The 18,028-nt window shown below is 54.6% G+C and carries 13 protein-coding genes; 8 read left to right on the top strand and 5 right to left on the bottom strand.

What is annotated here, in order from left to right; all coding sequences use genetic code 11:
- Positions 1-7 precede the first annotated feature (7 nt).
- Together CSC3H3_RS11370 and cysE are read right to left on the bottom strand one after the other, a co-directional pair.
- A complete protein-coding gene (locus tag CSC3H3_RS11370) occupies positions 8-487 on the bottom strand; it encodes an Rrf2 family transcriptional regulator (protein WP_101264313.1) in 480 nt (159 codons plus the stop codon).
- A gap of 95 nt (positions 488-582) precedes the next feature.
- Positions 583-1,317, bottom strand: a complete 735-nt coding sequence (cysE, locus tag CSC3H3_RS11375; protein WP_101284879.1) for a serine O-acetyltransferase — start codon at positions 1,315-1,317, stop codon at positions 583-585.
- A gap of 244 nt (positions 1,318-1,561) precedes the next feature.
- On the opposite strand from cysE, the gene CSC3H3_RS11380 reads away from it, so the two are divergent.
- Positions 1,562-2,200 (top strand): alpha/beta hydrolase, encoded by a 639-nt coding sequence (locus CSC3H3_RS11380; protein ID WP_101264315.1) that lies wholly within the window; start codon positions 1,562-1,564, stop codon positions 2,198-2,200.
- A 91-nt stretch (positions 2,201-2,291) separates the two neighbouring features.
- Here CSC3H3_RS11380 and CSC3H3_RS11385 read toward each other — a convergent pair whose 3' ends face one another.
- Positions 2,292-3,407, bottom strand: a complete 1,116-nt coding sequence (locus tag CSC3H3_RS11385; protein ID WP_101284880.1) for an anhydro-N-acetylmuramic acid kinase — start codon at positions 3,405-3,407, stop codon at positions 2,292-2,294.
- A 305-nt stretch (positions 3,408-3,712) separates the two neighbouring features.
- Between CSC3H3_RS11385 and tyrS the strand changes: the two genes are divergently transcribed.
- Entirely contained in the window at positions 3,713-4,966 is a 1,254-nt protein-coding gene (tyrS, locus tag CSC3H3_RS11390) for a tyrosine--tRNA ligase (protein WP_101286201.1), read from the top strand.
- 102 nt (positions 4,967-5,068) lie between these two features.
- Here the strand turns inward: tyrS and CSC3H3_RS11395 are convergent, their stop codons facing one another.
- On the bottom strand, positions 5,069-8,881 hold the full coding sequence (locus CSC3H3_RS11395) for a YhdP family protein (RefSeq protein WP_157831881.1): 3,813 nt from the start codon (positions 8,879-8,881) through the stop codon (positions 5,069-5,071).
- A 254-nt stretch (positions 8,882-9,135) separates the two neighbouring features.
- Here CSC3H3_RS11395 and CSC3H3_RS11400 point away from each other — a divergent pair, with 254 nt between their 5' ends.
- The 4 genes from CSC3H3_RS11400 (at position 9,136) to CSC3H3_RS11415 (ending at position 14,677) form a co-directional block, all read left to right on the top strand.
- Complete coding sequence (locus CSC3H3_RS11400) at positions 9,136-12,117, top strand: bifunctional [glutamine synthetase] adenylyltransferase/[glutamine synthetase]-adenylyl-L-tyrosine phosphorylase (RefSeq protein ID WP_101284882.1); 2,982 nt, start codon at positions 9,136-9,138, stop codon at positions 12,115-12,117.
- Positions 12,118-12,179: 62 nt separating this feature from the next.
- Complete coding sequence (bcp, locus tag CSC3H3_RS11405) at positions 12,180-12,644, top strand: thioredoxin-dependent thiol peroxidase (protein WP_101284883.1); 465 nt, start codon at positions 12,180-12,182, stop codon at positions 12,642-12,644.
- 334 nt (positions 12,645-12,978) lie between these two features.
- Positions 12,979-13,752 carry a response regulator gene (locus CSC3H3_RS11410; RefSeq protein WP_101264320.1) on the top strand — a complete coding sequence of 258 codons (774 nt, stop codon included), beginning with the start codon at positions 12,979-12,981 and terminating at the stop codon, positions 13,750-13,752.
- Between the two features lie 103 nt (positions 13,753-13,855).
- The gene (locus CSC3H3_RS11415; RefSeq protein WP_101286202.1) at positions 13,856-14,677 is read left to right on the top strand and encodes a ferritin-like domain-containing protein; all 822 of its coding nucleotides are present in this window, start codon (positions 13,856-13,858) and stop codon (positions 14,675-14,677) included.
- 72 nt (positions 14,678-14,749) lie between these two features.
- On the opposite strand, the gene CSC3H3_RS11420 is transcribed toward CSC3H3_RS11415, so the two are convergent.
- Positions 14,750-15,679 (bottom strand): DMT family transporter, encoded by a 930-nt coding sequence (locus tag CSC3H3_RS11420; protein WP_101284884.1) that lies wholly within the window; start codon positions 15,677-15,679, stop codon positions 14,750-14,752.
- A 136-nt stretch (positions 15,680-15,815) separates the two neighbouring features.
- On the opposite strand from CSC3H3_RS11420, the gene CSC3H3_RS11425 reads away from it, so the two are divergent.
- Both CSC3H3_RS11425 and adhP read left to right on the top strand, forming a co-directional pair.
- Entirely contained in the window at positions 15,816-16,811 is a 996-nt protein-coding gene (locus tag CSC3H3_RS11425; protein ID WP_101284885.1) for a LysR family transcriptional regulator, read from the top strand.
- Positions 16,812-16,970: 159 nt separating this feature from the next.
- Entirely contained in the window at positions 16,971-17,993 is a 1,023-nt protein-coding gene (gene adhP, locus CSC3H3_RS11430) for an alcohol dehydrogenase AdhP (RefSeq protein WP_101264323.1), read from the top strand.
- Positions 17,994-18,028 lie beyond the last annotated feature (35 nt).

Genomic DNA, 18,028 nt, shown 5'->3' on the forward strand with positions numbered 1-18,028 from the left:
TGGTAAGTTATTGTGCGGCCACCTGTGGTTCGTGAACCTGGGTTGTGCGGCGGTCAAACATCCTGCCCATGCCGGAAATGCGGCGATCCACCACATCAGCCAGACTGACAGACGAAAGATAAAGGTAAATCTGGTTGCCCAGTTCTTCCCACAATTCGTGCGTCAGGCAACGCCCCTTATCGGCCTTGCAGCCCTTGGGCGAGCCCGATTTACACCGGGTTGCGCGAATGGGTTCGTCCACGGCCAGGATCACATCGGAAATACGGGTATCCTGTGCGGAACGCGCCAGCATGTAACCACCACCCGGCCCGCGCACCGAACGGACCAATCCGCCCTTGCGCAGCTTGCCAAACAGTTGTTCCAGATAGGACAGCGAAATTTCCTGACGCTCGGCAATGTCAGCAAGGGCAACGGGGCGATCCCGGCCGCTATCTGCCAGGTCAACCATTGCCATTACCGCATAGCGGCCTTTCGTACTTAACTTCACAGCGTGTCCTCCTGCCTGTGCATCGCATTATCAACCAATGTCCAGGCTTTCGATTTCAGTTTGCCGCAAAACGGCATTCGAACAGAAGATGAGCCCTATTCGGAAGCAGCCACAATACGCGGCTTTTCCGGGTTTACCGCAGGGACGAAACCGTTTTCCTGCTGTTTTTCACTTTCAAGTTCCACGATGCGCTGGCGCAATCCCTGCACCTCGCGCGACAATTCATCAAGGGCGCGCGCCACCGGGTCCGGCAGGTCGCCAACCGGGGTACCATAGGCACAGAACCGGTCATCCTTTTCACGGCGCACGATCTTGGCAGGAATACCCACCACAGTTGCACCTTCGGGCACCTCGGCCAGAACAACCGCATTGCCACCGATGCGGGCATTTTTGCGCACGGTGAACGGGCCCAGAATTTGCGCACCGGAGCCAACAATCACGCCATCTTCAAGTGTCGGGTGGCGCTTAAGGCCACGCTGCCCGTCACTGTCAACACTGGGTGCCGTACCGCCAAGGGTAACGCCCTGATACAGGGTTACGTCATCACCGATTTCGGCAGTTTCACCAATAACAACACCCATGCCGTGATCGATAAAAAAGCGTTTGCCGATCGTGGCACCGGGATGAATTTCAATGCCGGTCAGCCAGCGCATGATCTGCGAGAAAAAACGCGCCGTAATGCGGAAACCGCGCTTCCATAACCAGTTCGTACAGCGATATCCCATGATCGCATGAAACGCCGGATAGCTTAACACGACCTCAAGACGGGAACGTGCCGCGGGATCGCGGGCGATCATCGCGTCTATTTCCTGGCGAATTATCTTGAACATGGGGCTGTCCCCTGTGTAATAAGTAGCTTCGATTCCCGGTAGCCGGCCGCATCGACACACCGTCGCGTCACACGCAACACGTATCGTTTTGGCTGTCCGGTTGACCGAAATATAGGATAACCGAGTAACGTGGTCAAGTATTTGCCCCAAGCAATTTATGCCAGCAGAACAAAAAAACTCACAAATCTACTCGGGTATATTCTTCCTACTGCACACCCATTTGCGGACAGGAGCTGTCTGATCCATGCCTGAGGTCATTTTTAACGGCCCCGAAGGGCGCCTAGACGGGCGTTATCATCACAACGGTGCCGACGATTCGCCCATCGCGCTTATCCTTCACCCGCACCCCCAGCAGGGCGGGACGATGAACAACAAGCTGTGCTTTAACCTGTTTAACATGTTTAAAGATCGCGGCTATTCGGTCATGCGGTTCAATTTCCGCGGCGTTGGCCGGTCACAGGGCGTTTATGACCACGGTATTGGCGAACTTTCAGATGCGGCCTCCGCACTGGACTGGATGCAGACCTACAATACCAATTCACGCTCGACCTGGGTTGCCGGTTATTCCTTTGGCGCCTGGATCGGCATGCAGCTTCTGATGCGCCGCCCGGAAATTGACGGCTTTATTTCCGTTGCCGCCCCGGCCAGCGACTATGACTTTACCTTCCTTGCCCCCTGCCCGTCCTCGGGTATTCTGATTCACGGCACCCGGGATGAAAACATTCCCGTCAATTCCGTGACCAAACTGGGTGACAAGCTCAATTCCCAGAAAGGCATTGAAGTCAATATGTGCCTGATCGAAGGTGCCGATCACTATTTTGCCAAGCAGCAGGAAGAAGTGGTTCGCCAGGCATCGGCATATCTGGACAAACGCGGGGCATAATCCGGACGGGAGGAAGATGCGCGAAAAAACGCAGCATCAAAACCCCGTATCAGCCCAGCGCCATTGTCAAAAAATGGGGGCCGCCTGAAATTCAGGCGGCCTTTTCTATATGATATAACCGGCCCCCAAGGCAGGGTTCGGGAACGCCCGTAGTGCCGGGAAAGCTGATCGGATATTCCAGCAAATGGCGCACGGCAAGATAACCAAAGCATTCCGCCTCGACCGCATCGCCGTTCCAGTCCAGTTCATCGACCGAGCGCACGGGCACACCCAGCCCCTCGGCCAGTTTATCCATCACAAAACGGTTATGCCGGCCACCACCACAGACAAACCATTGCAATGGTGCGAGCGGCAAATGGTTAACCCCGGCCACCACCGCCGCCACCGTGCAATGCGACAGGGTTGCTGCGCCATCGGCCATATTCAAACGTGCCTCGGTCACAAGCTGATCAATACGGGCGGCCATGTCTTCGCGGTCCAGTGATTTGGGCGGCACCAGATCAAAATAGGCATCTTCCAGAAATTTCAGGCCGACATAGGCATCGACGGCACCAGAAAAAGCGGTCTCACCATCGCGGTCATAAGGGGTGCCGGTGTGGCGTAACATCCAATCATCGATACGGGCATTACCCGGCCCACAGTCAAATGCGACAAGGTCTTCATCCGTGCCAATCCAGGTAACATTGGAAATACCGCCAATATTCAAAACGGCAACCGGCGCATTCATGCCAGCACTTTTGATCAATGCGGCATGATAAACCGGGGCCAGCGGTGCCCCCTGCCCGCCTGCAGCAACATCGGCCAGGCGAAAATCGGCAACAACGGGAATACCGGTTAATTCCGCCAGCATATAGGGTGTACCAATTTGCCGGGTAATACCGGCCGCAGGTTCGTGAAAAACGGTTTGGCCGTGAAAACCGATAACATCTATATCGGAAGCCTGCATTCCGGCCTGTGCCAGCAATTCGAAAACGGCATCGGCATGCAGGCGGGTTAAATCATCGGCCACCACATGTTCGCTATTGGTCGCGGCCCGGTTACCAAAACAGGCGCGGATTTGATCGCGCAATTCCTGCTGATAGGGCACGGAAACAAAATGCCCGGTCCGGCGCACTTCGATACCATCGGTTTCAATAATGGCTGCATCGACCGCATCAAGCGACGTGCCGCTCATCATTCCAATGGTGCGATACCATTTTCCCTGCATCAAGGGTGCTCCGTCCTGCAAATATTGTGGCTCGGGTTCTTGGGCGCACGACTTGTGCCCCTGTATGCGCGATTTTCCCAAGGCCGGGTGAATAAATCAATAAACAGCGGTAAAAATTGCCACGTATCGCCGGTATTTTCACCGGCATCCTGCCCGATCATGCAATTGGATGTAATCAATTCGGGAAAGCGGCGCTCGGTGATTGCTGCGCCTGATCCTTTTGTGTTAGATGGTCGTCCGCGCTGCCTGCAAGGCGGGCTGGCGCATCGCACATGACCTTCACAACACAACATAGCGCAAAAACAATGACTGAACTCAAGTCTGATTTTCTCCGCGTCATGGAAGAACGCGGTTACATCCACCAATGCACTGATCTTGCCGGGCTTGATGCCTATGCATCAGAAAAGAAGGTGGTGTGCTATGTAGGTTATGATTGCACCGCAGACAGCCTGCATGTCGGATCGCTGGTTTCGATCATGATGCTGCGCTGGTTGCAGAAAACCGGACACAAACCGATTGTTCTGATGGGCGGCGGCACCACCCGCGTTGGTGACCCGACCGGCCGCGACGATGCCCGCCCGGTTCTGACCGACGAAGTTATTGCCAACAATATGGCTGGCATCAAAAAGGTTTTTGAACAGTTCCTGAGCTTTGGCGATGGTCCGACCGACGCGGTTATGGTCAACAATGCCGACTGGCTTGATAAGATCAATTACATCGAATTCCTGCGTGATTTCGGCCGTCATTTTTCGGTCAATCGCATGCTCAGCTTTGATTCCGTCAAGCTGCGTCTGGACCGTGAACAGTCGCTCAGCTTTCTGGAATTCAACTACATGATCCTGCAGGCCTATGACTTTGTCGAACTGCAGCGCAAATATGGCTGCGTCCTGCAGATGGGCGGTTCGGACCAGTGGGGCAATATCGTTAATGGTGTCGAACTGGGCCGCCGCGTGGATGACAGCGCCCTGTTTGGCCTGACCACCCCGCTGATGACGACTGCTTCGGGTGCCAAAATGGGCAAAACGGCATCGGGCGCTGTTTGGCTGAACGAAGAACGCCTGTCGGCCTATGATTACTACCAGTTCTGGCGCAATACCGAAGATGCCGACGTCATCAAGTTCATGAAGCTGTTCACCGAACTGACGCTGAATCAGGTTGCCGATTACGCCAAGCTTGAAGGGGCCGAAATCAACGAGGCCAAAAAGGTATTGGCATTTGAAGCCGTCAAGCTGTGCCGTGGGGAAGAAGCTGCCCTTGCTGCTGCCGAAACCGCGCGCAAAACGTTTGAAGAAGGCGTTCTGGCCGATAGCCTGCCGACCGTTGAAATCGCCAAGGCCGACCTTGATGCCGGTATCCCGGCGTTTGATCTGTTCCGCCGTGCCGACCTTGCCAAATCAGGCGGCGAAGCACGCCGCCTTGTTAAGGGTGGTGGTGCCAAAATCAACGATGAAAAAGTTGATGATGAAAACCAGGTGATTGGCGCGGATGCCGTTGATGCCAATGGCGTGATCAAGCTTTCGGCAGGTAAAAAACGCCACGTTCTGGTGCGCCCGGTCTGATAACCTGATAACAGACATCCCTATATGGAAAACGCCCTGATCCAGCCGGACAGGGCGTTTTTTAATGCATAATCAGCAGCGAAAATAAACGTCCACCGCGGCTTAGCCCGGCTTGGCCCCGGTAATCAGGTTACGGAAAACACCCGGCACAAAAGTAGACAGCGGATTGACCGAGATATCCGGGTTTTCAACCGGCCCTTCGACAGTGTAGGTGGGCGCAAACACACCACCACCTTCCTCGCCGACCAGCAAATCACCAATCAGCGGGATTTTACCCAAGACGGAATTCAGGGCGTAAAACGGCACGACAGAACCCGCGAGTTTGATCTGGTCCTGCGCCAGATCAATGCTGCCATTTGCCGTAACCCCGATTGCCGCACCATTGGCCGCAACCTTGGAAAGGGTCAGTACGTTGTTGGCATAGGTGAAATCACCATCCATCGCATCAAAGCTGATGCCTTTGCCCTGCAGGGAATCCACCAGCCCAAGCAGTGAGGCCGCATTCAAAACCCGTGCACCCAGCGGTGCATTGACGATGCGGAAATTTTCAATATGGGCAGTGCCGGTAAAGGGCTGGGAATAGGTGCGATCATCAACCGTGCCCTGAACATTCAGCTTGCCACCGCGCAAATCGCCGTAAAGGTCAATCGCGGCAAGGAAGCGCCCCGCATCGTCAGAACTTAATTGGACTTTGCGTTTGCCACCAGCAACAGGTTCAACCTGGGCAAACAGATCGGCGGTGCCATCCAGCTTGCCATTCAGAACAATCGACCGCCATTCCTGCCCTTCAACATGGATCGAACCCTTCAGGTTTTTAACCACCTGGTCACGCGCAGCCACCAGTTCGCCGAAATCAAGATAGATTTCCTTTTTGCCGCCAACACGGGTGGTTTCTTCGCCAATACCGCCGCTATCAGGGCCTTTGCCGGTTTTGGTGCCTGTCCCTGCTGCGGGGGTGCCCTGTTGATCATCGCCCTTGCTATCCGAAGATGCATCGCTGGAAATCAGCCAGGGACGCGCATCAAACCGTTCGGCTTTTACGTCAATTTCGGAATCCGCCTTTTTACGGTTAAAGGTAATACGCCCGTTTTCAACAACGGGGGCATCGCCCTTCACATAAAAACGGTTGGCTTCAAGGCGGACATTAATGGCGGAAAATTCGCTATCCGTTGCACCCTTGTCGTTGCGGCTGCCATTTGCGGAGAGATTGCCTGTTGCATCCCCCGCGCCATCCTTGCCCGGTTCACGCGCCCCGCCATTTTCGGTCAGGAACGGGCGCAGGTCGATCTGGTCGCCCGTCACATCAATTTTCAGAACATCATTGTCATTGACGACAAGCGTGCCTGTCAGACCGCTGTTTTCGCGGAAATGGCCATTGGCGAGTTGAAAATGGACCTTGTCATCAAGCTTGTTTTCACCACGCCAGCGGCCACTTGCCAAAATAGCAGCATCCGGTGCCGTCAGGTCGATTTTACGCACCGTCCCGCCGCCATCGGCACCAAACAGCACATCGAATGCCAGCTTGGAAGGCTGCTGTGCATCCTTGTGGTAATCCGCCTCGGAAAGGTCGATCTCGCTATTGGCAAGGTCAGCTTTGCCAATTACCTCGACACCGCCAGCACGAATAACCTTGATTTCAACATCGCCATCCGCCGTGCCCTTGAGGAAGGATGAAACATCGATGCCAATATCATTCAGGGCGGCAAGGTCAAATTTACCGCCCAACTGATAATGGCTGGTCAGCGGTGTTTTATCATCAAAGCTTTCCACCCAGCGAATGGTGTTATGCCCCTGGCCGATGGTGGCGTCACCGCTAAGCTCCAGGCCCTTGGTATTGACCTGCAGTTCAAAATTGCCGTTATTCAGGTCAAGCTTGCGAAAGACATTGGTAATCTTGGCTTTTTCAATGCGCGACGCCGCTGCGACTTCAACATCATCAAAGCTGAGGTCGGAAAGCAGCGGGAAAGAAAGCTCCACCCGGGTTGCCTGGCTGCCTGAAAGCTGTTTGGGATCAATTTCCAGTTTTTTGGCGAAACCCAATGGTTCGTGATCAATCAGGTTCATGGCATCGCGCACGCCACCATGAACGACAAATTCTATATTTGCCCATTCATTGTCGGTATCAAGCTGGGAAAAGACCAGCTTGGCACTATCGACCTCGATGCCATCAGCAACACCGCTATCGACAAAAATGCTGAAACTATTGGCATTAAATTCGGCATGGCCAGCGGCCTTTTGCACCTTGGGCATGCCGGGCAGATATTGCACATCGATATCGGACATCGTCATATCGCCGGTCAAACGATCGATGGCGGCATCACCATTTTCACCGCGATGCATGGCAAGGTCAATTTGCGCCAGATGAACCCCGCCACCCGACAGGTTTTTAACCACCCACTGGCGCGGATTATCGCCCAGCGTTTCGGGCCAAAGGTTGGTCAGATCATCGGTTGCAACATTGGTGGCCGCGGCCTTTAATTGCACCGCCCAATTACCCAGCGGATGATCAATATCGGCATTGACCTTAAGGCCGGTTTTACCCGTGGTCACGCTTACATCGCGAAAGGCGAGTTTGCCGGGCACATATTTGACCGTCGCCTTGCCACCATCAATGTCATAAACGGAATTCAAGGGCGTTGGTAACTGCACCCGCCCGGCACCCACATCCAGCTGGGCGACAACATCAAAAATGCTGCCATCCGCCCCAAGGTTGGCATCAAACGTGCCTGATACCGGCAGGTCAAACCGGTCCAAGCCAATAAATTCCGATGAAATGGTCGAAAGGGATGCTGGAATGACTTTGTCGATATGCGCCTTCAGGGCAATGCGTTCATCCTGTGTGGAATAGCTTGCCGTTGCTGTTACATCGGTCGTCATGGAACCAGCGGCGACAGCCAGTTTCAAGTCGGCATCAATACCACCAGGGCGGCGCGCAAGGCGAATATCGGATTGCGGCGCAGACCAGGTCACGCCCAAAAGGCGGTCTTCCACCTTCAGATCGGCGTGATAAATGCCAAAACTTTCAAAATAGGCAGCAGCGGGAAAATCAGCCGCTTCACCCGATAAAATGGCAACCACACGGCGCATCAGCGCACTGCCCGACACCAGTTCCTGTTCGGTCAGATCCCCGTCATCGCCGGCATTCTGCTGAGGATCGTCCGCCTTCTCCGAATTTTCTCCAGCAGCTCCTTCCGGGGCCGAGGCTGCGGCATCGCTGCCTGCCTCGGCACTCACAGGATTTTCCGCTACAGTCGGCGCGGCCTGATCACCGGAAGCCGCTTGATCATCCGGTGTTACTGGCGTTGCCTGATCGCCTGATGCAGTTTCACCCGCCGGGGATTTTGCCGGATCGGGGATGGGGGTGGACATAACCGCCGTATCTTCGGGCTCGGTTGGTTCCTGCATATCGGGAACGCGGGCGGTTGTCTGGTCCGCCCCCTGTTTATCGCCACCGGTATCGGTCGCATCATCTGGCACGACATTGGCCAGATCGCCCGACAGGCCAATATCAAACTGGCCGTCACTATGGCGGATCAGGCGCATGCGCGGCGCAATCAGGTCAACTTCACGAAGGGCCAGAATACCCTTGAACAGGGCGCGGCTGGAAAACACCACGTCGGCGGCGGGCATGCGCAGCATTTCGTGCCCGTTGGCCTGCCGGACAGAAATCCGCCGCATGCGGACATCAAACTTTTCTTCCCAGCCCCGCCAGACCAGAACCATGTCCTGAACGTCAAATTTCAGGTCGCCGGAGCTTTTGTTAAGTTCATCAAGGATATAGGGTGCAATGCGATTAAGTGACACAGGCCCCTGGGAAACGCGCCAGACCAGCACGCCGGAGAATACACCCACAAACAGCACGCAAAATGCGAACAGTGATGCAATGACTCCGGAAAGTTTTTTAACGTGCCTCAATGACCTGCTTTCCCCAAACCCGCGTAATTACCATCATTCCGATCAAAGCATTAACGCCGCACAAGGCAAAGGGTTTCCATGATTTTGCCCTAAATTAAAGCTGACCTGACAACGTTGTTGTTTACAGGGCCTTTTTGTCATCTCCAAGAGAGGTTATGACTAAAGTGTGATTTAAGACCAAAAAGATACTGCCAGCATATCGTTCGGCACCAAAATTGCCGGGCACCCGCGCCACAAACAAAGGAAGGCCCATCGTGACCCTTGCCTGGACCCAGAACACACTGCCCGCCCCCTTTGATGCGGAACGCTGCAAAACCGGGTTTGAACGCTGGGCCGAACTGGCCCGCAAACCGATATGGGAAAACCAGGCCGCGCAATTTGCCGAGCTGGCCGAAAACCCGGCGCATCGAAATGTTCTGGGTGCCCTTTTTGGCAATAGCCCCTATCTGACCAGCCTTGCGCTTCGCGACCCGGATATGATTGCAATTGCCTTCAACGACGGGCTTGATAAAGCATTCGACACCGCACTGGCAGATGTCAGCCAGCCCGCAAGTGCCGCTGGAACGGACCAGGCCACCGCAATGATGCAGGTGCGCCGGGCAAAACGCCGTGCCGCACTGGTGATTGCGCTGGCCGATATCAGTAATAGCTGGGATTTGGTCAAGATTACCGCCGCAATCAGTAAAACGGCGGAAACCACCCTGAACTACACGCTGGCACATTGCCTGTCGGCAACGGCACGCCAACGCAGCCTTGATTTACCCAACCCGGATGACCCGCTGCGCGATTGCGGCATTTTCGCCATTGGCATGGGCAAACTTGGCGCGAATGAACTGAATTATTCGTCCGATATCGACCTGATTTTTCTGTATGACGGCGAAAAAATCGGCTGGCTGGACCCGGACAGGATGCAGCAAATTCTGGTGCGCATGGTGCGCGATATCACCCGCATCATGGAAGAACGCACCGGTGATGGTTACGTATTTCGGACCGATTTGCGCCTGCGGCCCGACCCGGCATCAACCCCGCCGATCATGTCAGCACTGGCAGCGGAAACCTATTATGAAACCGTTGGCCAGAACTGGGAACGGGCAGCCATGATCAAGGCCCGCATTGTTGGCGGCGATTATAAGGCCGGGCAGGATTTCCTTAAAATTCTGCGGCCATTTGTATGGCGCAAACATCTGGATTTTCTGGCAATCCAGGATATCCATTCGATCAAACGCCAGATCAATGCCCTGCGGGGTGGCAGCAAGGTCAATGTGCCAGGCCACAACATCAAGCTGGGGCGCGGTGGCATTCGCGAGATCGAATTTTTTGCCCAGACCCAGCAATTGATCTGGGGCGGACGGGAATTATCCCTGCGGTGTCGCAGCACCTGCGAGGCGCTGCGCGAATTGTGCAAGTTCAAACAGATTTCCGAAACCGTTCGTGACGAACTGATTGAAGCATATGAATTTCTGCGCAATGTCGAACATCGCCTGCAGATGACCAATGACCAGCAAACCCAGACCCTGCCCGAAAGCGAAGAAGGGCTGGCTGCCCTTGCCTGCTTCCTGGGATATGACGATTGCGAAGGCTTCAAGAACGACCTGATGGGCTATCTGCGCCGGGTTGAATCGCATTATGCCGAATTGTTCGAGGAAGATTCACCCCTGGGCGGCACCGAAGGCAGCCTTGTTTTTACCGGCAACGAAGACGACCCCGAAACCCTGCGCCAGCTACAACAAATGGGGTTTGAAAATGCCACCATGGTTTCCAGCACGGTGCGCGGCTGGCATCATGGGCGATATCGTGCCACGCGGTCACGCCGGGCGCGCGAAATCCTGACCGAGCTTATGCCAACGCTGTTAACATCGCTGTCGGAAACCACAAACCCGGACATGGCGTTTCGTGCGTTTGACGAATTTCTGAAAGGCCTGCCCGCCGGGGTGCAGTTATTTTCGCTATTTACGGCCAACCCGGATTTGCTGCGGTTGCTGGCAACCATTGCAGGTACTGCACCACGCATGGCCAAATATCTGGGCCGCAATGCCAGCGTGCTGGATTATGTGCTGATGTCGGGCTTCAATGATGAACTGCCCGATGCCGCCACCATGCTTGACCAGCTAAACGAACAATTATCACAGCCCGGTGCCGAAATGGTGGAACAGTGGCTTGATATTGCGCGGCGCTGGGCCAATGACCAGAAATTCCGCATTGATGTACAAACCATCCATAACCGCCATACACCCCATCAGGCGGGCAAGGCGCTGGCCGATGTGGCCGATGTTTCCATTCGCGGCCTGTTCCCGCGTATTGCGGCTGATTTTGCGCAAAAACATGGCGGGTTTGATGAAGGCGGCCTGGCCGTTTTTGCCCTTGGCAAACATGGCGGGCAGGAACTTTCGCCGGGTTCGGACCTTGATATGGTCTTTGTCTATGACGTGCCCGAAGGATGCGACGAATCAGATGGTGAAAAGCCGCTATCGCCCGGCCATTATTTTATCCGCCTAAGCCAGCGTTACATTAACGCCCTGTCTGCCCCCACGGCCGAAGGCGTTTTGTTTGAAACTGACCTTCGCCTGCGCCCCAGCGGCAGCAAAGGCCCCCTTGCCTGCCACTTCAACAGTTTTGACAGCTATCAGACCAATGAAGCCTGGACGTGGGAGCATATGGCCCTGACCCGCCTGCGCCCGGTTTTTGGCCCGGAAAAACTGCAACAAAAGGTCATGGAAAGCACACGCAGGGTGCTGCGCAAGGAACGCGATTTCCACAAGCTGGTTCGCGATGTCTATGATATGCGAAACCGCATGGCGGCCAGCAAGGGCAGCGACCAGGCATGGGATATCAAATTGCGCCGTGGCGGGCTGGTTGACCTGGAATTTATTGCGCAATATTTGCAGCTTAACCACGCCCACGATCACCCGGAGATCCTTTCGCCGACCACGCGCAAGGTTTTCAAAAAACTGGGCAAGGCCGGCATCCTGCCCGCAGAAGAAGCCGCCTGGCTTGCCAATGCATCCTCCTTCTGGCTGGCATTGCAGGCAATGGTGCGCCTGACCACCGAAGGCCGGTTTTCGCCGGAAAATGCCAGTGCGGATTTGCGTGGGATGCTGGCCGGGGCTGGCCAGTGCGAGGATTTCAGCGAACTGGAAAAGAAACTTGCCGATACCGCCGAACGGGTAAAACAGGTTTATGACCGCCTGATCACGGAACCGGCCGAAAAACTGGGCCCGATTGCGCAAAGCGACTGAACCGGCACGGACCATTCGCCCTATAAACAGATACAGACCAAAGAAAACAAAGGACTTTGAAAATGAGCATTGCAGTTGGTGACAAGGCCCCGGATTTTGACCTTCTGACCGATGGTGGCGGCCATGTGAAACTGTCCGACTTGAAGGGCAAGCCGGTGGTAATTTATTTTTACCCCAAGGACATGACACCGGGCTGCACCACGGAATCCTGCGATTTTCGTGACCAGCACCCGAACTTTGCCGCGGTTAATGCCGAAATCATCGGCATTTCCAAGGACAGTGCTGCCCGCCATGACAAATTCAAAGCCAAGTACGACCTGAATTTTACCCTGGCATCCGACGAAGAAAACGATACCTGTGAACGTTACGGCGTTTGGGTGGAAAAAAGCATGTATGGCAAAAAATATATGGGTATCGAACGGACAACCCTGGTCATTGATGGCGAAGGTGTCATTCGCAATATCTGGTCAAAGGTCAAAGTCAAAGGCCATGTTGACGAGGTTCTGGCTGCGGTAAAAGCGCTATAAGCCCGGACTGATTGCACCATCAGCCCTAGTTCAGCCGGTTACAGGTATATCGCCTGTGGTCGGCTTTCTTTTGCCCGCAAGGCTGGTGGGCAGACACAATGGCACCCCTTTATGGTTACAAGGCCAGGTAATTTTTACAATTCCGGGATGCTATTTTTCATTATTATTGTTTAATTTCAGTTCCTTGACCAAATGCAGAAACTTTACCCTCAAGGGTGTATCTATCTTGCAAGGGCGGGTCATTAATATGATATTCTGTAATCGGGAGTTTACACGATCGCCAGCAAGGCGACCGGGACAGAATAGTTGAACGCATGCATGGCGGGGCCAGTTAATGAACAAGAATGTCGTTGATCTTGACGATCAAATGTTAGCCGACTTCAAGGATGAAGCCCGCGATATCATCAGCAGCCTGGATGTGCATTTGCAGAACGCACATTCACAGGCCAATCGCGACGCGTTGCTTACCGCAATCCAGCGCGAGGTTTTTAACCTGCGATACAAGGGCAAATCGGTTAACGCCCCGCTGATCAACCTGACCAGTCACCGCCTGGCCGATTACGTAACCAGCTGCCGCGAGCTGAACGCGGATTCCATCGCCGACATTCAGGCCTTTGTCGACAAGATCGAAGGCATCCTTGATGGCGACATTTCCGGCACCAGTACCGATTCTGCCGAATTTGTTCGTGAGTTACCCTCCAAGCGCGCCCCTGATATTGACCCGGCCTGGCTAAGCAAAGCCAATGTCGAGGCGCTGCTGGTTATTCCGCAGCGTTCAATGGCCGCCATTGTTGAACGCGAACTGGCTGCCTGTGGCTATCGCAGTTCATCGACCCAATCCTCGTTCGAGGCAATTGAACTTGCCGTGCGCACCCGCCCGGATTTTATCATCGTTGCCAAAACGATTGATGATCTTGACGGTGTTGACGTGGTAAGCGCCCTGCAGGCAATGCCCAAAACCCGCGATATCCCCACCGCCGTTTTGACATCCGATGCGCCAAACCACCCGTCGCTGCGCGATTTGCCGTTTCGTACCGCCATTATCCGCAAGGGCGGTGCCTTTGGCGATGACCTGGCCGAAGCCCTGGCGCGGTTTAACATTACCTGAAAATTGCCTGGCAAACCTTGCCGCATCGGCGATTTGACCTTAAAAACGGACCGCGTGAAACATCGCCGGTCCGTTTTTCCATCAGCCAACCGTGATCAAAACCATGCCCCAAACCCTTGCCGAAGCCGCCAAACAGGCGCTTTTAACTGTTGATCCCACCGATAAGGCCAATCTGACGATTGACCTTGCCCGGCAATGGCGCGAAGGCATGATAACGGAAGTTGGCAAAACCAGCCTGCCAGACCGCCCGGCCCGCCCGGCAAAACCCGAAACCCTGCCGCCCAACAAAATGCCCAAACGCAGCAAGGGCGGCCTTAAGGGGCGCATTGGCCTGCTGCATGCCCTGGCCCATATCGAATTGAATGCCATCGACCTGGCGTGGGATATTGCCGTTCGTTTTCCCGAAGAAAACATGCCGCGCGATTTTCACGATGCCTGGGTACAAGTGGCGGCGGATGAGGCCAAACATTTCCTGATGCTTAATCATCGACTGGGCGAACTGGGTGCGACCTATGGCGATTTGCCCGCCCATGATGGCCTGTGGCAAAGCAGCATGGAAACCGCCTATGACCTGCTAGCGCGCCTGGCTGTGGTGCCAATGGTGTTTGAAGCCCGCGGGCTTGATGCCACACCGCCCACAGTTGAACGGCTGATTGCCAATGGCGATACCGAAAGTGCGGAGATTTTAAAGATCATCGCCGCCGAAGAAGTCGCCCATGTCAGCGCCGGGCGCAAATATTATGAAATGATGTGCGATAAACGCGGCCTGCCCTATTACACCACATGGCACGCCCTGTTGCGCAAACATCTGCGCGGCCCGTTAAAACCGCCCTTTAATGATGAAGCCCGCTACGATGCAGGCATGCCACCCGATTATTACCAGGACTATGTTCTGGAATTGCCCGGTGAAGGCAACGAAGACTGACTGGTCCATACCGGTCTGATCGGAAAATCATAAGCAGCGAAAACATCAGTGCTATGTTCTCGCTGCATTTTTTCAGCTACGTGACGCCGCCACGGCCTGCCCGGCAGTGGGCCTGAACACCGCAATATAAAGCCCCAGACCGATCAACAACGCCCCGGCCACCTGAATAAGCGCAATCTGGCTGCCCAAAACCAGTACCGAAAGAACCAGCCCGGATAACGGGTTGATCAGATGTGCGGCAGCGGCCTTGCTGGCGCCAAAACGACGGATCAGATACAGCCACATAAACATCGCGCCCAGCGTGATGACGATGGCCAGATAAAGCATCGCCAGCAAAACCGGCCCGTTAAAAACAGGGGTCCATTGCTGCAAATCGGGCGCGCGCACCATTGCCAGCGGGAACAATACCAGCCCGCCGACCAGCGATTGCCAGAAATTAACGGCAACCGGCGTTGCCCCAACATTGCGTGCCCGTAAAAACACCGTGCCAAAGGCAAAGGCAATTGTGCCCCCAATCGCCATGGCGTAACCGGCCCAAAGGCTGCTTGTTAAAACCCCGCCAGCAGCCAGTGATGCCACCCCTGCAGGCTGCCACGCCGCAACACATACAACACCAGCAATACAAATGGTAAAGCCTGCCAAACGGGCCAGGTTCAGGGGTTCCTGCCCGCTGGCAACGGCAAAGGCACTGGTTAAAAGCGGCGCGCAGCTTATGATCACGACCAGCACCGGTGCAGGCACAGTTTGCAGGGCCATAAAGCTTAACCCCAAATAAAGCGCATTATTCAGCAAGCCTGCAATCGCGCCAAAGCGCACCACTTTGCCCTGCAAAAAAGCGTTCCCCTGCCGCAACACAAAGGGCAGCAAACAGGCTGCCCCCAGCAAAAACCGCACGGCAAGCAATACGATCGGATCAAGATGCGCAATGACAACCTTGCCAACGATAAAGGCCGACGACCAGATCAGGCTGAACCCGGCAAACAAAACGATGATCCAGACCATATCCCTGGCATTCCCCTGGCATTATTTGAGATGGTCATAAAATGCCTGAACGTGATTAATTTGAAAAATTAATTATCATCTATTCCAAATCAGTTATTATGATTTGGAGAAACTCACCACAATACGGGCCTGGGTCATGGCACAGAAAATCTCGAACAAGGGCGATCACGCAGGCATGCCAAATGGCAATCCACTGAACGATATCACAGGCCCGCTTGCCCGACTGGATGATCGCCGCATCACACTGGAGCAATTACGCACCTTTGTTTCCGTTGCCCGCAATCTGGATTTTCAACAGGCCAGCAGTGAACTGTCGCGCAGCCAGTCCGCCATTACACAAAGCCTGCAAAAGCTTGAAGACATATTGGCATGCCGCCTGATTGAACGGCGACGTGGCCAGGTGGCTGATTTAACCGTCGATGGCAAACGCTTACTGCCATTGGCTGAGGAAATTTTAGCCCGCCTCTCTGCCGCTGTTGAAAGTTTTCGCCAACCTGCCTTGCAGGGGCGCATTCGGTTAGGTGTGCCCGATGACTTTCCAATCGGCAATATTGTCACGGCTATTCGCCGCTGTATGGAAACCAACCCTGCCCTGCGGGTCGAGGTGACATCTGCGCTGTCATCAGAGTTGGGGATTCGTTATCAGAACCGCGAGCTTGACATCATCATCCATAAACGCAGCGCGCAAACCGGTACGGCCTTGATTTCGGATGCCAAAGCAGCCCAAAAACACACCACCCTTTTGCACCGCCAGCCGCTTTTGTGGGTATGCGCACAATCCTTTGCCCTGCCGATCACAGGCGATATTCCCCTCATCACCTTTCCTGATGGCTGCGCCTATCGTGCGGCGGCCTTACAGGCGCTTGAACAACAGGGATTATCCCATTTCAATGCCTATCGCAGTGCATCCTATCAAAATATCCGTGCGGCTATTTCAACCGGCCTGGGTATTGGTATTTTGCCCCTTGGTGCCATTGCAGATGACCATATGGCATTAAACGATCAGGGCCTGTTACCCGCCCTGCCCGATATTGAACTGGTCATGACATTTAACCGGCAAAACAGCCTGCTAAATCAGTTCAGCCATCAATTGCTGCATAATACTGACTTTGCAAGGGCACGTGCAGCATAGGCACATCGCCCTGCCGGACAATGCACCAACAGATACAAGCATTCCGATAAATTAGAATTTTTTGATGTAACGCAAGGCTGTACATTTGCAAACCGCTATCATTTCGGCCTGTGATAACCCGCTTATCGCCTGAACATAATCATATCAGGAGGGACGAAGATGCGAGCAACAATGAAGGCTGCCGTCGCACGTGAATTTGGCAAGCCACTAACCATCGAAGAAGTGACAATCCCCAAGGTAACCCCCGGCAAAATTCTGGTGAAAATCGAGGCATCGGGCGTATGCCACACCGATTTGCATGCTGTTGAAGGCGACTGGCCGGTAAAACCAAACCCGCCTTTTATTCCCGGCCATGAAGGTGTTGGCGTTGTTGCCGAGGTTGGTGAAGGCGTTAAATCCGTCAAGGCGGGGGACCGCGTTGGTGTGCCCTGGTTACATTCCGCCTGCGGACATTGCCATCATTGCATTACCGGCTGGGAAACCCTGTGCGGTGAACAGCTAAATACCGGATATTCCGTGAATGGCGGTTTTGCCGAATATGTCCTGGCCGATCCCGATTATGTCGGCCACCTGCCCGACGCCCTTGAATACGGCAATGCCGCCCCGGTTTTGTGTGCCGGTGTTACCGTTTACAAAGGCCTGAAGGAAACAGAATGCAAACCGGGTGAAACGGTTGTGATTTCCGGTGTTGGCGGGCTGGGCCATATGGCCGTGCAATATGCCAAGGCGATGGGCATGAAAGTTATCGCTGTTGACATTGCCAATGACAAACTGAAACTCGCCAAAGATCTGGGTGCTGACTGGACCCTGAATGCCGCCGAAACCGACGTTGTTGCCGAAGTGCAAAAACAGATGGGCGGTGCCAATGGCGTGCTGGTCACGGCTGTATCCAATGCGGCCTTCAAACAGGGTGTTGGCATGCTGGGCCGCCATGGCACCATGGCCCTGTGTGGCCTGCCGCCGGGAACGTTCGAGCTCGATATTTTCGATACCGTGCTGTCGCGCAAAACCATTCGCGGTTCCATCGTCGGCACCCGTGCCGACCTTCAGGAAGCCCTTGAATTTGCAGGCGACGGTAAAGTGCATTCGCATTTCACCACCGAACCGCTGGAAAACATCAATTCCATCTTTGATCGCATGCGTGGCGGCAAAATTGATGGCCGCATTGTGATGTCGATCTGACCCGCAATTTTCAATAAACCCAACAAAATGCCGTG

It is taken from the genome of Thalassospira marina (assembly GCF_002844375.1).
GTDB lineage: Bacteria > Pseudomonadota > Alphaproteobacteria > Rhodospirillales > Thalassospiraceae > Thalassospira > Thalassospira marina.

Bases quoted from the DNA above. Each gene is read 5' to 3' on its own strand.
- cysE (WP_101284879.1), bottom strand. From the start codon at position 1,317: ATGTTCAAGATAATTCGCCAGGAAATAGACGCGATGATCGCCCGCGAT.
- CSC3H3_RS11380 (WP_101264315.1), top strand. From the start codon at position 1,562: ATGCCTGAGGTCATTTTTAACGGCCCCGAAGGGCGCCTAGACGGGCGT.
- CSC3H3_RS11385 (WP_101284880.1), bottom strand. From the start codon at position 3,407: ATGCAGGGAAAATGGTATCGCACCATTGGAATGATGAGCGGCACGTCG.
- tyrS (WP_101286201.1), top strand. From the start codon at position 3,713: ATGACTGAACTCAAGTCTGATTTTCTCCGCGTCATGGAAGAACGCGGT.
- bcp (WP_101284883.1), top strand. From the start codon at position 12,180: ATGAGCATTGCAGTTGGTGACAAGGCCCCGGATTTTGACCTTCTGACC.
- CSC3H3_RS11410 (WP_101264320.1), top strand. From the start codon at position 12,979: ATGAACAAGAATGTCGTTGATCTTGACGATCAAATGTTAGCCGACTTC.
- CSC3H3_RS11415 (WP_101286202.1), top strand. From the start codon at position 13,856: ATGCCCCAAACCCTTGCCGAAGCCGCCAAACAGGCGCTTTTAACTGTT.
- CSC3H3_RS11420 (WP_101284884.1), bottom strand. From the start codon at position 15,679: ATGGTCTGGATCATCGTTTTGTTTGCCGGGTTCAGCCTGATCTGGTCG.
- CSC3H3_RS11425 (WP_101284885.1), top strand. From the start codon at position 15,816: ATGGCACAGAAAATCTCGAACAAGGGCGATCACGCAGGCATGCCAAAT.
- adhP (WP_101264323.1), top strand. From the start codon at position 16,971: ATGCGAGCAACAATGAAGGCTGCCGTCGCACGTGAATTTGGCAAGCCA.